Source organism: Streptomyces nanshensis, assembly GCF_001751255.1.
GTDB lineage: Bacteria > Actinomycetota > Actinomycetes > Streptomycetales > Streptomycetaceae > Streptomyces > Streptomyces nanshensis_A.
The window spans coordinates 1-13,217 of the sequence record NZ_LJGW01000321.1 but is presented as its reverse complement, the minus strand read 5'-3'; the positions used below and the strand labels follow the sequence as shown (position 1 = coordinate 13,217).

Here is a 13,217-nt window from a genome sequence, read left to right as displayed (position 1 = left end):
CGCCGCCCACGCCCTCGAGCGTGAGCCGGTGCAGCGCCCCGAGCAGCCGCGCCGAGCGGGCGGCGCACCGGTACTCGCGCGCCAACGTGCCCGACAGCCGCCGCAGTTCACCGCTCAGCTCGTCCGCCCATGCGGCGTCCACGAGCGGCCGGTACGTCAGCAGGGCCGAGCCGATACGCCGGGCGGCGGCGCGGAGCTGCCGTACGGCCTCGGCCGCCGCGGGCGCGGTCTGCGCACCGCCCGAACTCTCCTCGTGCAGACGCAGACTGCGCAGGAAGTCCGCCGCCCACGTGTGCAGATATCCGCTGAGCACCTCGGCGGCGCCGGCCGTCTCCAGCGCACGCTCCAGCGCGGCGGGCACTCCGAGACCGGCCGTCCCGACGGTCCCGCCCGGCACGGCGAGGCCGCCCCCTTGTCCCCTCACGGCTCCGTCACCCCCTCACCCCGACTCACCCCGGTTCATACCGGCTTGCTCCGGCTTGCTCCGGATCGTTCCGGCTCGTCACCGCTCGACCCCGCCACCGCATAACCCGTCAACGCGAGCCCCGTCACGGCGAAACCCACAGCCCCGTCCGTCTCAGCCCGGCGCCGGACCGCGCCGGCGTCTGCGGCCCTCGATCAGCGACTCCTGGATGTTGCGCAGCGGCCGCCCCTCGGCGTCGTGCGCATGTCTCGTCCACTCGCCGTCCGGACCGAGGTGCCAGGAGGCGGTGTCGTCGGCCATGCCGGTCTCCAGCAGCTTCGTCAGGGTGGCCCGGTGCGCCTGGTCGGGGACGCGCACCAGCGCCTCGATACGCCGGTCCAGGTTGCGGTGCATCATGTCGGCGCTGCCGAACCAGACCTCCGGGTCGCCGCCGTTGCCGAAGGCGAAGATCCGGGAGTGCTCCAGGAACCGTCCGAGGACGCTGCGCACCCGTACGGTCTCGCTCAGACCCGGAACTCCCGGGCGCAGCGCGCAGATTCCGCGCACCCACAGATCGACGGGCACGGCCTCGCGGGAGGCCCGGTAGAGCGCGTCGACCACGGCCTCGTCCACGATCGAGTTGACCTTGAAGCGTACGGAGGCGGGCTCGCCCGCACGGTGCCGGCGGACCTCCCGCTGGATCCGCGAGATCAGCCCGTCCCGCAGCGAGGTCGGGGCGACCAGCAGCCGGCGGTAGGACTCGCGGCGCGAGTAGCCGGAGAGCCGGTTGAACAGGTCGGACAGATCCGCGCCCACCTGCTGGTCCGCGGTCAGCAGCCCCAGGTCCTCGTAGAGGCGCGCGGTCTTCGGGTGGTAATTGCCGGTGCCCACATGCGCGTAGCGCACCAGCGTCTCGCCCTCCTGCCGTACGACCAGCGAGAACTTGCCGTGCGTCTTGAGCCCGACGAGCCCGTGGACGACGTGGCAGCCGGACTCCTCCAGCTTGCGCGCCCACTTGATGTTGGCCTGCTCGTCGAAGCGCGCCTTGATCTCGACGAGCACCAGGACCTGCTTGCCGGACTCGGCCGCGTCGATCAGGGCGTCAACGATGGGCGAGTCGCCGGAGGTGCGGTACAGCGTCTGCTTGATCGCGAGCACGTCCGGGTCCGAGGCGGCCTGTTCCAGGAACGCCTGCACGGAGGTGGAGAAGGAGTCGTACGGGTGGTGCAGCAGGACGTCCCGCTCGCGCAGTGCGGCGAAGATGTCCGGCGGCTGCGCCGACTCCACCTGCGCCAGGTCGCGCTGGGTGCCCGCCACGAACTTCGGGTACTTCAGATCGGGCCGGTCCATCGCGGAGACGATCCCGGCCAGACCCGTCAGATCCAGCGGTCCCGGCAGCGGATAGACCTCGGCCTCGGAGACGTTCAGCTCGCGTACGAGCAGGTCCAGGACGTACGGGTCGATCGACTCCTCGACCTCCAGCCGCACCGGTGGCCCGAAGCGGCGCCGCAGCAGCTCCTTCTCCAGCGCCTGGAGGAGGTTCTCGACGTCGTCCTCCTCGACCTCCAGGTCCTCGTTGCGCGTCACCCGGAACATGTGGTGCGCGAGCACCTCCATGCCCGGGAACAGCTCCTCCAGATGCGCGGCGATGACGTCCTCGACCGGGACGTACCGGTGCGGCGAGGCTTCCAGGAAGCGCGACAGCAGCGGCGGGACCTTCACGCGCGCGAAGTGCTGCTGGCCGCTGACGGGGTTGCGTACGACGACGGCCAGATTGAGCGACAGCCCCGATATGTACGGGAAGGGGTGGGCCGGATCGACGGCCAGCGGCGTCAGCACGGGGTAGATGCGCTGCCGGAAGAGGGTGAAGAGGCGGGCCTGCTCCTTCTCCGTCAGGGCGTCCCAGCGCAGCAGATGCAGCCCCTCGGCGGCGAGCGCGGGGGCGATGTCCCGCTGGTAGCAGGCGGCATGGCGGGCCATGAGCTCGCGCGAACGCGTCCAGATCTGCTCCAGCGCCTCGCGCGGCTGGAGGCCGGAGGCCGAGCGGGTCGCGACGCCGGTCGCGATGCGGCGCTTGAGCCCGGCGACGCGGACCATGAAGAACTCGTCGAGGTTGCCGGCGAAGATCGCGAGGAAGTTCGCGCGTTCCAGCAGCGGCACCTCCGCGTCCTCGGCCAGTTCCAGGACGCGTTCGTTGAAGGCCAGCCAGCTTCGCTCGCGGTCGAGGAAGCGGTCCGGGGGCAGGTCGTCGGCGTCGCCGTCCTGCCCGGAGAGGGCGCTCGCCGGGTAGACGTCGGGGTCGGAGTCGAGATCCGGGTCGAGGCCGGGGCCGCCGCTGACGGCGACGGACAGACCGGGAGCCGTGGCGTAGGCGACGCCGTGGCGGGGCTCCTCGGAGGGGCTTCCGTCATCCGCGTCATGTCCGTCGTACGCGTCGTGCACGTCGTGCGCCTCGCGTACGTCCTGCACGTCGTGGGCGTCATGGGCGTCGTGCACGTCGTGAGAGGCAGAGGCAGAGGCAGAGGCAGAAGGAGAAGGAGAAGGCGAAAGAGAAGGCGAAGGAGAAGCGGCCGCGGGCCGCTGCGTGGGCTCGCTCATGGCTCCATTGTTCCCACCGCCGGCGTCAGCGGCAGGTGCGCGGAGGCGACGAGCGGGAGGCTGCATTCCGCGATGCTCACAAGCCCGTCTTAACCAGCGGTTACGTCCACATGGCCACCGGGCGAGCGGCGGACGCCCGCCCGGTCACCTCCGGGCCCCGTGCCGGGCGCCGGGCGCCGCGGACCGTCGCCGCCCGTCCGCCCGTCTGCCCGTCCGCCCGCTCAGCTCTCCGTGCGGTACATCAGATCCGTCTCGAACGTGGTGAAGCCCATCCGCTCGTAGACGCTCACGGCCGCGAAGTTGTCCGCGTCCACGTACAGCATCGCCGTCGGCAGCGCACGGTCGCGCTCCAGATGGCGCAGGCCCGTCGCCGTCAGCGCCTTGCCCAGGCCGCCGCCCTGTTCGCCGGGGGCCACGCCCAGTACGTACACCTCGCCGAGCTGCTCCGCGCTGTGCACCTTCGTCCAGTGGAAGCCGACGAGCGTGCCGTCGCGCTCCGCGAGGAAGAAGCCCGCCGGGTCGAACCACGGCTCGGCCTTCCGGTCGTCCAGATCGCGCTGGGCGAGGCTGCCCTGCTCGGGGTGGTGCGCGAAGGCCGCGGCGTTGAGCGCCAGCCACGGGGCGTCGTCCTCGCCGGGACGGAACGTACGGACGCTCACGCCCTCCGGGAACACCGGCTCCGGCAGCGGCGGCGCCGCCGTGCCCGTCAACGGCCGCCGGAGCTGGCGCAGTTCGCGGAAGAGGGTCAGCCCGAGCACCTGGGCGAGGTGGCGTGCCGCCGGGTGGCCGCCGTGCGCCCAGACCCGCAGCCGCTTGCCGGACTCCTTCAGCAGCGCCTGCCCGAGCTGCCGCCCGTAGCCGCGTCCGCGGAAGTCGGGGTGCACGGCCAGTTCGCCGGTGGGCGGTTCCACGGGGTCGGTGTCCTCGAGCTGTGCGTAGCCGACGAGGGTGCCCTCCTCGCGCAGCAGCAGATGGCGCACACCGGGGCGGCGCCCGCCGCGCAACTGGAGCCGGCCCTGCTCGGAGAGCGGTGACTGACCGTCGGCGCGGGCCGATTCGTCGATCAGTGTCTGCGCATCCCGTACGACCTCGGTCGACGCCTCGTCCACTACCACCACGTCGCTCATGGCACCCGACCTTACGATGCGCGGGCCGCTCTCCACCTCCCAGCCCGGCGCGAACGCGGGGAACGTCCGGGAACGATCCCCGGATTCGGCCCGCGGACGGCCGCCGCACGGGATGCGCACGGGATGCACAGGGGACGCGCAGGGGACCCGCGCGAGGGCCGCGGGGCTCAAGCAGCCGATCCGTACGGGGACTTGGCGCGCGCCTCCCGCAGCGCCCCGCCCCACCAGTGGAGCTGGCGCAGCATCCCCTTGGCGGCGGCGGAGGTGCCCTCGCGGTCGTGCGGCACCCCGTCCTCGTCGAAGCGCTCCCAGGCCATGTGGAAGCTGAGCGTCTCGCGGACGGTGACGGCGTGCAGTTCGGCGAAGACCGGCCGCAGATGCTCCACGGCCCGCTGGCCGCCGGCCATTCCGCCGTAGCTGACGAACCCGGCGGGCTTGGCCTGCCACTCCTCGCGGAACCAGTCGACGGTGTTCTTCAGCGGCGCGGGATAGCTGTGGTTGTACTCGGGCGTGACGATCACGAACGCGTCGGCGGCCGCCAGCCGTTCGGAGAGCGCCCGGTGCGTCTCCCGTACGGCGTCCGGCAGCGGGGCGCCGAACTCCGGGAAGGCGACGGGGAGTTCGTGCTCGGCACGGGCCAGGTCGAGCACGTCGATCTCGAACTCCCCGTACGTACGCGCCTCTTCGGCGAACCAGTGCGCCACGACCGGCCCGAACCGGCCCTCCCGGACGCTGCCGACGATGACCGCGAGACGCAGCGGGCCGGCGGGGACGTCGCCGGTGGTGGCGGCCGTGGCTCCGGTGGCGGTGGCGGCCGTGGCTCCGGTGGCGGTGACGGCCGTGGCTCCGGTGGCGGTGCCGGCTGTGCTGAGCGTGCCTGTCATGGGGCTCTCCCTCGGTGAGGCGTGGATCGGTGGCGTCCGCGGGGGCGGCCGTGAGGAACGGCTGCCGCACCGGACACACACAGCCTCAGACATGAAGTTGAGTTGAAGTCAAGCTTCCCCGTCCGGTGCCCCGCGGCGCGCGGGCGGCTACGTGCCGGAAGCCTCTCCGGGCCCTGCCTCCGGTTCCGCCCCGGGCTCCCCTTCCGATCCCGTACCCGGCCCCGATCCGGTGCCCGATCCGGTTCCCGCGTCCGCGTCGGGGGCCGCTTCCGGCTCTGGCTCCGGGGACCCCGGCAGCCTCAGCTCCGCCACCGTTCCGCCGCCCACCGCGCGCTCCAGCGCGACCTCGCCGCCCGCCTGCCGCGCCGTACGGGCCACGATCGACAGCCCGAGCCCCGACCCCGGCAGGCTCCGCGCGGAGGGCGAACGCCAGAACCGGTCGAAGACGTACGGGAGTTCGTCGTCCGCGATGCCGGGCCCCCGGTCGGTGACCCGCAGCGTGCCGCCGCTCAGCACGGCGTCGACCGTGCCGCCGTCGGGGCTGAACTTCACCGCGTTGTCCAGCAGGTTGACCACGGAGCGCTCCAGCGCCGACGGCTCCCCGCGTACGTACCAGGGCTCGGTGCGCACCCTGACGCCGACGCCGCCGCTGCGCAGCCGTACCCGCTCCGCGGCGCGTTCGGTGATCTCGTGCAGCGCGATGCCCGCCACGGGCCCGCCGCCCGGCGGCATCTCACGCGACAGCTCCTGCAAGTCCCCGACGAGAGCGGCGAGTTCGCTCATCTGCGCGCGTACGGACTCCAGCAGGGCCCGGCGGTCCTCGCCCGGCAGCGAGCGTCCCGTCTCCTCGCTGCGCACCAGCAGTTCGATGTTCGTACGCAGCGAGGTCAGCGGCGTCCGCAGCTCGTGCCCTGCGTCCGCGATGAGCTGCTGCTGCAACTCCCGGGAGGAGGCCAGCGCCTCGGTCATCGAGTTGAACGAACGGGAGAGACGGGCGATCTCGTCGTCGCCCTCGGCGGGGATGCTCACCCCGAGGTCCTCGGTACGGGCGATGTGCTCGACGGCGCCGGTGAGCCGGTCGACCGGACGCAGCCCCGCCCGCGCGAGCACCACGCCCGCCCCGGCCGCGGCCAGCACGCCCGTACCGCCGACCAGCGCGAGGATCAGCGCGAGATTGCGCAGCGAGCGGTCCGTCTCGGTGAGCGGACGGGCCACCGAGACCGCCAGGTCGGTGCCCTGTACGGGGGTGGTGAGCACGCGGTAGTCGGTGCCGGAGCCGTCCTGGCTGCGCGCGGTGTGCACCGACTCCGTCCGCCGGTGCTCGGCGACGCGCACGTCCGCGGGCGAGACGGCGACCCTGCGGCCGACGATGACGCAGCTCTTGCCCCGCTTGTCGACGACCTGGACCGTCGCGTCGAACGGGTTCGGGGCGCGCTCGTCGGCCGGCGAACACTGCCCCGAACTGAGCTGCCCCACCACGAAGCTGGGGTCGACGCGGCTGTTGTTGCGCAGCGACTGGTCGAGCGAGCCCACCAGTTGCGCCCGCACGATGAACCAGCACGCCGTGGCGCACACCGCCACCGCCAGCGCCACCGTGACCGCCGCCAGCAGCGCCAGCCGCGAGCGCAGCGCGGGCGCCGGGAGCCGGGGCCGCCGCAGACGCGGAATACGCGGGAAGCGTGGGGAGCGCGCGGAGCGCGGGAGACCGGAGTCGCGCGTCGAGCGGCGGAGCCTCACGCCCCGTCGTCCTTGAGGACGTAGCCCACGCCGCGCACCGTGTGCACGAGCCGGGTCTCGCCGCCCGCCTCGGTCTTGCGGCGCAGATACATCACGTACACGTCGAGGGAGTTGGACGACGGCTCGAAGTCGAAGCCCCAGACCGCCTTGAGGATCTGCTCCCGGGTGAGGACCTGGCGGGGATGGGAGAGGAACATCTCCAGCAGCATGTACTCGGTGCGGCTCAGCTCGACCGTGCGCGTCCCCCTGGTCACCTCCATCGTCCCCAGGTCCATCCGCAGATCGCCGTAGGAGAGGGAGTCGCCGCCCGTACCGCCGGCTCCCGCGGACGGGCCCGCGCCCGCGCGTCCCGCCGTGCCGTCGCCCGTACCGGCCGCGCCGCCCGGACCCGCCTGCTCCCGCGCGTACGAGGTGCGTCTGAGCAACGCCCGGATGCGGGCGAGGAGTTCGTCGAGTTCGAACGGCTTGACCAGATAGTCGTCCGCACCGGCGTCCAGCCCCGTGACGCGGTCGCCGACGGTGTCGCGGGCGGTCAGCATCATGATCGGCACCCGGGTGCCCGACTCGCGCAGCCGCCGGGCGACGGTCAGCCCGTCCATGCGCGGCATCAGCACATCGAGCAGGATCAGGTCCGGCTCGTACGACGCGGTCTTCTCCAGGGCCTGCGGTCCGTCCTCGGCGAGTTCGGTCCCGTAGCCCTCGAAGCTGAGGCTGCGGCGCAGCGCGTCCCGTACGGCGGGCTCGTCGTCGACGATCAGCACCTTCATGGCCACCATGGGCCCAAGCCTCGCATCGCGGGCGGCCGGCGGCCGTGTCGGATGTGCCACAGGCGGGGGGCGGACCGGAGCGCGGGGAACAGGACGCGGAGCGCAGGGCGCCGGCCCCGGACCCCGGCCCGTATCCGGTCGCGATGCCCGCTCTCAGTCACTTCCGGATCCGGAGCGCAGATCGTCGAGGACGTCCTTGACGGAGTCGACGGGTACGGCGAAGCCCAGCCCCACGCTGCCGCTCCCGCTGGTGGAGGCTCCGGGACCGGAGCCCGAACCGGAGGAGTACATCGCGGAGTTGAAACCGACGATCCGGCCGTCCATCGTGGCGAGCGCGCCGCCGGAGTTGCCGGGGTTGAGCGACGCGTCCGTCTGGATGGCCTTGTAGGTGGTGGTCTTCTCGCCGGGATCGCCGTTGTACTGGCCGCCGCCGAACTCGAAGGGCCAGTTCTCACCCCGGCCGCCGTTCCCACCACCGCCGCTCTCACCGCTCTCGTCGCTCTCGTCGCTCACCGTCACCTCGCGGTTCTTCGCGGAGACGATGCCGCTGGTGACCGTCCCGGAGAGCCCCTCGGGGGAGCCGATGGCCACCACCTCGTCGCCGACGCCGACGGTGTCGGAGTCGCCGAGCTTCGCGGGGGTCAGGCCCTGGACGTTCTGCGTCTCGAGCAGCGCCATGTCGATGCCGGCGGCCCTGCCGACGACCTTCGCCGTCGCCGTCTTGCCGTCGCTGAAGGTGATGCTCACGCTGTCCGTGCCGGAGACGACGTGGTTGTTGGTGAGGATCTCGCCGTCCTCGGAGATCACCACTCCGGACCCGGTGGACTCCCCCGTCCCGGACGAGGTCTTGATCTCCACGACGCTCGGGCTGACCGCCCGCGCGACGTCCGCGACGGTGCCCGCGCTGTCCGCGGAGGTCTGCCGTCCGCCGGCGACCGTGCCGGCGACGCTGCTGCCGGCGCCCGAGTCGAGAAGCTCCCCCACGCCGACAGCCGTCCCGCCGCCCAGCAGGGCGGCACTCAGCACCAGCGCCGACAGACCGGCCACCGGCAGGCGCACGCCGCGGCGGCGTCCGCCCCGGTGCGGCGACGGCCCGCCCGCGTACGTGACGCCGGCGCCGCCTCCGCCATGACCGGACGCCGAACCGGAGTAGGGGTCCCCGTACGAGGTGGTGGACACCGTGGACGCGGTGGACGCGCTGGACGCGGACGGCTCGGGAGGGCAGGCCGGTGCGGCCGGGACCGATGACGCGGATGCCGGGCCGAACCCGGCGGAGGACGCCTTGTGTTCGCTCATACCCCTACGGTGAACCGCTTCCATAAGAGCGACCTGAGACATGGCTGTGAAGTACCGAAGAGTCTTCGGGCGGGACGAGCAGGACGAGCGGGAGGAGCGGAAAGGCCCCGGGTGTCCCGGGTGCCGGGACGCCGGTCAGCGCCGCGGCGGGTGACCGCACCCGCACGAGCGCCGTACGACCAGCCCCGACGGGAACTGCCGTACGCGCTGCCGCTGCGACCCGGCGACCCGCAGCCCGTCGTCCAGGACCAGGTCGACCGCGGCCTTCGCCATGCCCTCGCGGTCCGAGCCGACGGTCGTCAGCGGCGGGTCGGTCAGCGCCGCCTCCTTCACGTCGTCGAAGCCGGCGACGGCCAGGTCCTGCGGTACGTCCAGGCCCAACTCCCGCGCGGCGCGCAGCACACCGAACGCCTGGTCGTCGGTGGCGCAGAAGACGGCGGTGGGACGGTCGGGGGAGGCGAGCAGTTCGAGCGCGAGCCGGTAGGTGTCGTAGCGGTTGTACGGGGCCTGGAAGAGGTTGCCCTCCACGGAGCGCCCGGCCTCCTCCATCGCGCGGGACCAGCCCTCCACGTGGTCGGTCACCGGGTCGCCGGACTCGGGTGTGGAGTCGATGCCGCCGAGACAGGCGACGGCCTCGTGGCCGTGCTCCAGCAGATGGCGGGTGGCGAGCTGCGCGCCGCCGACGTCGTCGAGGACGACCGCCACGTCGTCGATGGCCTCGGGGCGGCGGTGCAGCAGCACGACCCGGGCGTCCCAGGCGTCGATCTCCACCGCGGCGTGCTCGCTGGGCCCCTGGCTGATGAGGATCAGTCCGGAGACGCGCATCCCGAGGAAGGCCCGCAGATAGTGCACCTCGCGCTCGTCGAGGTAGTCGGAGTTGCCGACGAGGACCATCTTTCCGCGCTCGGCGGCGGCCTGCTCGACCGCGTGCGCCAGCTCCGCGAAGAAGGGCTGCCGGGCGTCGGGGACGATCAGACCTATGAGGTCCGTACGGCGTGAGGCCATCGCCTGCGCGACCCGGTCCGGCCGGTAGCCCAGCTCCTTGATCGCCGCGAGCACGCGCTCACGCGTGGCCGGAGCGACGGGTCTCGGCCCGTTGTTGATCACATAGCTGACGACCGCGGTCGACGTACCCGCAAGCCTTGCCACATCGTCCCGCGTCACCCTGGCCACCCGGGCAGTCTACGCGGGATGCATCCGCCGTTTGAGGGCCCGGGGGCTTCCGGCTTCCGGCAGCGGGCGGGCCCGGCCGTGCGGCGCCGTACGACCGTACGGACAGCGGCTCGCCGCGCCCTCCGCCGGAGGCTCCCCGAAGGTTACCGAGGGTTCTCGACTGTCGGCGGCGGGCCACCGGCGGCTCGGGTTCCCCGCCGTTCCCCGCCGCTTCAGTCCGTGGTCTCGCCGCCCGGCGCCGTCCCGTTCGCGCCCTCGCCGGCGGCCTCCCGTACGAGACGGGTGGCCGCGTCGGTGACGGCACGGGCGTCGGCCTCCGCTCGCCGCTCCTCGGCCGACTTCGCCTCCTTCTCCGGGGAGACGAAGCGGTAGCCGACGTTGCGGACGGTGCCGATCAGCGACTCGTGCTCGGGGCCGAGCTTCGCGCGCAGCCGCCGTACGTGCACGTCCACGGTGCGGGTGCCGCCGAAGTAGTCGTAGCCCCAGACCTCTTGGAGGAGCTGAGCGCGGGTGAAGACCCGGCCGGGGTGCTGGGCCAGATACTTCAGCAGCTCGAACTCCTTGAAGGTCAGGTCCAGCACCCGGCCCTTGAGCTTCGCGCTGTAGGTGGCCTCGTCGACGACGAGATCGCCGTTGCGGATCTCGGTCGGCTCGTCGTCCGCGGTGCCCTGCGCCCGGCCGGTCGCCAGCCGCAGCCGGGCCTCGACCTCGGCGGGACCGGCGCTCTCCAGCACCACGTCGTCCACGCCCCAGTCGGCGGTGACGGCGGCGAGGCCGCCCTCGGTGACGATGAGGATCAGCGGGGCGCCGGTGCCGGTCTGGTTGAGCAGCCGGCACAGGGAGCGCACCTGCGGCAGGTCACGGCGGCCGTCGACGAGGACGGCGTCGGCACCCGGGGTGTTCACGAGGGTCGGCCCCTCGGCGGGTGCCACACGCACGTTGTGCAGCAGCAGCCCGAGCGCGGGGAGCACTTCGGTGGACGGCTGGAGGGCGTTCGTCAGCAGGAGTAGCGAACTCACGTCAGATCCTTCCTAGGTCCCGTCTCGGGACTTCGGTACGGCTCGGCACTGCTTCGTAACTGCTTCGTACGGATGCGCGCTCCGGACAGCACACTGCGCCCCAGAAAGCACAAAAGGACCCGGGGGCCACGCTGCCCGGATCCTTCACTCCCAGCAGAATAGCCGACATGGGTGACGATGCGGAGTGTGAGTTCGCTCGCTTCGGGAGCGGAGCGCGCACCGCGGGCGGCGTCGGCGCCTCGCGCGGCGTCCCGCGGCGGGCGGTGCTGCGGGCCTCGGACGGGGTGCGGATCGAGGCCGCTTACGACCCGTACGAGGGCGCGGGTTCGTACGAGGGCGGGGCCGCACCGTGCGCGATCGTGCTGGCGCACGGCTTCACCGGGTCCGTGGACAGGCCCGCGGTGCGGCGGGCGGCACGGGTGTTCGCGCAGTACGGAGGCGTGGTGAGCTTCTCCTTCCGCGGGCACGGGAGTTCGGGCGGGCACTCGACGGTCGGCGACCGCGAAGTCCTCGACCTCGCCGCGGCGGTGGCGTGGGCACGCTCCCTCGGACACGGACGGGTGGCGACGGTCGGCTTCTCGATGGGCGGCTCGGTCGTCGTACGGCACGGGGCGCTGTACCGGGCCGGGGCGCACGAGGGGCGCACGGGCGCACCGTCGAGCGCATCGCCGGATCCGGTGACGGACGCCGTACCGGAGGACGCCGTACGGGACGCGGCGCCGGAGGCCGTATCCGACGCCGTATCCGACGCCGTATCCGACGCCGTGGTCGCCGTCAGCGCGCCCGCCCGCTGGTACTACCGCGGCACCGCGCCCATGCGGCGGCTGCACTGGGTGATCCAGCGTCCCGTCGGACGGCTCGTCTCGCGGTACGGGCTGCGCACCCGCGTCCATCCGCGCGACTGGGACCCGGTGCCGCTCTCGCCCGTCGCCGCGGCACCGCTGCTGGCGCCGACGCCGCTGCTCGTCGTCCACGGCGACCGGGACCCGTACTTCCCCGTCGACCATCCGCACTCCCTCGCCGCGGCGGCCGAGCCGCACAGCACCGAGCTGTGGCTCGTCGAGGGCTTCGGGCACGCGGAGAACGCCGCCGGGGCCGAACTGCTGCACCGGATCGGGAGTTGGGTGGCCGCTCGGTGGTCCGGGCCCGCTCACGGCCCGGCATGATGGGTCGCGCAACCCGGACAGGCTGAGAGGGCAGGACCCACGATGGCGAGTGGCACGATCCGCTACTGGGCGGCGGCGAAGGCCGCGGCCGGTACGGCCGAGGAGCACTACGAGGCGGGGACGCTCGCCGACGCGCTGGAGCGCGCCCGCGAACGCCGCACCGAACACCCGGAGTTCGCACGGGTGCTGCTGCGCTGCTCCTTCCTCGTGGACGGCGAGCCCGTCGGCAGGCGCGCACACGACGCGGTGCGGCTGAGCGACGGCGGCACGGTCGAGGTGCTCCCGCCGTTCGCGGGAGGCTCCGCATGAACGAGCGCTCCTCCTCCGGGCACGGCCCACAGCCGCAGCCACAGTCACAGTCGGTGGCGCGTTCGCAGCCGCTGCCGCCCCTGGCCGCCCCGTCCTCCGCGTCCTCCGCGTCCGCTCCGTCCGGCGCGGCCACCGCCGACTCCGGCGCCAACTCCTCGGCCTCCTCGGCTTCTTCGGCCTCGTCCGCCAGCGGTACACCGGCCCCCCGCACCAAGGGCTCGCCGCTCATCGCGCCCGGTCTGCTGCCCGCGGGGCTCACCACCGTCCTCGCCCTGCTCGTCGCGGGCACCGCACAGCTCGGCTCCGCCGCGCTCGCCCTCGCCGTCGCGGTGCTCCAGGCGGTGACGGCGGCGGGCTGGTTCCGGCTGAACGGCATGTGGCCGGCGCGGCAGGGCATCGCCCTCGCCTTCCTCGCGGGCGTCGTCACCGACGTCTCGCTGCTGCTCGCGGACGAGAGCCACGCGCCCACCGTGATCATCGGCACCCTCGGCGCGTGGTGCGTGCTGACCGTGACGCTCCATCTGCGCAACCGCTCCGGCGCCGACGAACGCCTCTACGCTCTGACCGCCGCGTTCACGGCGACGGCCCTGACCGTCGTCGCCGCCGGGTTCCTCGCCTCGCTCGACGCGGCGACGGCGGACGCCGTGAGCGTCGGCGCGATCGCCGTCGGCGTGGCCGCTCTCGTCCGCGCGCTGCCGCTGCCGCCGTTCGTCTCGCCCGTCGTCGCGGCGCTCGTCG

Annotated in this window: 11 protein-coding genes and 1 pseudogene; 3 read left to right on the top strand and 9 right to left on the bottom strand. The window is 73.2% G+C overall.

Translation table 11 applies throughout. The annotated features are described in order from the left end of the window. From AN218_RS18915 to AN218_RS18875, 9 genes are all read right to left on the bottom strand, one after another. Window positions 1-424: CHAD domain-containing protein (locus AN218_RS18915; protein WP_141747624.1), on the bottom strand; the 424-nt coding region annotated here is incomplete at its 3' end. 153 nt (window positions 425-577) lie between these two features. Continuing rightward, complete coding sequence (locus tag AN218_RS18910) at window positions 578-2,845, bottom strand: RNA degradosome polyphosphate kinase (RefSeq protein ID WP_070018065.1); 2,268 nt, start codon at window positions 2,843-2,845, stop codon at window positions 578-580. A 377-nt stretch (window positions 2,846-3,222) separates the two neighbouring features. Next, window positions 3,223-4,128, bottom strand: coding sequence for a mycothiol synthase (mshD, locus tag AN218_RS18905; protein WP_070018063.1), 906 nt, complete (start codon window positions 4,126-4,128; stop codon window positions 3,223-3,225). Between the two features lie 167 nt (window positions 4,129-4,295). Then, complete coding sequence (locus tag AN218_RS18900) at window positions 4,296-5,012, bottom strand: NADPH-dependent FMN reductase (RefSeq protein WP_079132329.1); 717 nt, start codon at window positions 5,010-5,012, stop codon at window positions 4,296-4,298. 147 nt (window positions 5,013-5,159) lie between these two features. Then, window positions 5,160-6,641: a HAMP domain-containing sensor histidine kinase gene (locus tag AN218_RS18895; protein ID WP_420855988.1), complete on the bottom strand. Its 1,482-nt coding sequence runs from the start codon at window positions 6,639-6,641 to the stop codon at window positions 5,160-5,162. A gap of 104 nt (window positions 6,642-6,745) precedes the next feature. Further along, on the bottom strand, window positions 6,746-7,525 hold the full coding sequence (locus AN218_RS18890) for a response regulator transcription factor (RefSeq protein ID WP_070018061.1): 780 nt from the start codon (window positions 7,523-7,525) through the stop codon (window positions 6,746-6,748). Window positions 7,526-7,669: 144 nt separating this feature from the next. Then, window positions 7,670-8,812 (bottom strand): S1C family serine protease, encoded by a 1,143-nt coding sequence (locus AN218_RS18885; RefSeq protein WP_079132328.1) that lies wholly within the window; start codon window positions 8,810-8,812, stop codon window positions 7,670-7,672. Between the two features lie 135 nt (window positions 8,813-8,947). Beyond that, window positions 8,948-9,985, bottom strand: a complete 1,038-nt coding sequence (locus AN218_RS18880) for a LacI family DNA-binding transcriptional regulator (RefSeq protein WP_070018059.1) — start codon at window positions 9,983-9,985, stop codon at window positions 8,948-8,950. Window positions 9,986-10,197: 212 nt separating this feature from the next. Beyond that, window positions 10,198-11,004: a winged helix-turn-helix transcriptional regulator gene (locus tag AN218_RS18875; RefSeq protein WP_070018058.1), complete on the bottom strand. Its 807-nt coding sequence runs from the start codon at window positions 11,002-11,004 to the stop codon at window positions 10,198-10,200. A 167-nt stretch (window positions 11,005-11,171) separates the two neighbouring features. On the opposite strand from AN218_RS18875, the gene AN218_RS18870 reads away from it, so the two are divergent. From AN218_RS18870 to AN218_RS18860, 3 genes and pseudogenes are all read left to right on the top strand, one after another. Then, window positions 11,172-12,170 (top strand): alpha/beta hydrolase, encoded by a 999-nt coding sequence (locus AN218_RS18870; RefSeq protein ID WP_107421502.1) that lies wholly within the window; start codon window positions 11,172-11,174, stop codon window positions 12,168-12,170. Window positions 12,171-12,212: 42 nt separating this feature from the next. Then, on the top strand, window positions 12,213-12,479 hold the full coding sequence (locus AN218_RS18865; protein ID WP_070018057.1) for a MoaD/ThiS family protein: 267 nt from the start codon (window positions 12,213-12,215) through the stop codon (window positions 12,477-12,479). Beyond that, window positions 12,476-13,217 (top strand): annotated as a pseudogene (locus AN218_RS18860) (hypothetical protein); the annotation flags it as partial. The gene AN218_RS18865 and the pseudogene AN218_RS18860, both read left to right, overlap by 4 nt.

Excerpts from the sequence above, each read along its gene's own strand:
- AN218_RS18890 (WP_070018061.1), bottom strand. The coding sequence starts at position 7,525 with ATGGTGGCCATGAAGGTGCTGATCGTCGACGACGAGCCCGCCGTACGG.
- AN218_RS18865 (WP_070018057.1), top strand. The coding sequence starts at position 12,213 with ATGGCGAGTGGCACGATCCGCTACTGGGCGGCGGCGAAGGCCGCGGCC.
- AN218_RS18900 (WP_079132329.1), bottom strand. The coding sequence starts at position 5,012 with ATGACAGGCACGCTCAGCACAGCCGGCACCGCCACCGGAGCCACGGCC.
- AN218_RS18870 (WP_107421502.1), top strand. The coding sequence starts at position 11,172 with ATGGGTGACGATGCGGAGTGTGAGTTCGCTCGCTTCGGGAGCGGAGCG.
- AN218_RS18885 (WP_079132328.1), bottom strand. The coding sequence starts at position 8,812 with ATGAGCGAACACAAGGCGTCCTCCGCCGGGTTCGGCCCGGCATCCGCG.
- mshD (WP_070018063.1), bottom strand. The coding sequence starts at position 4,128 with ATGAGCGACGTGGTGGTAGTGGACGAGGCGTCGACCGAGGTCGTACGG.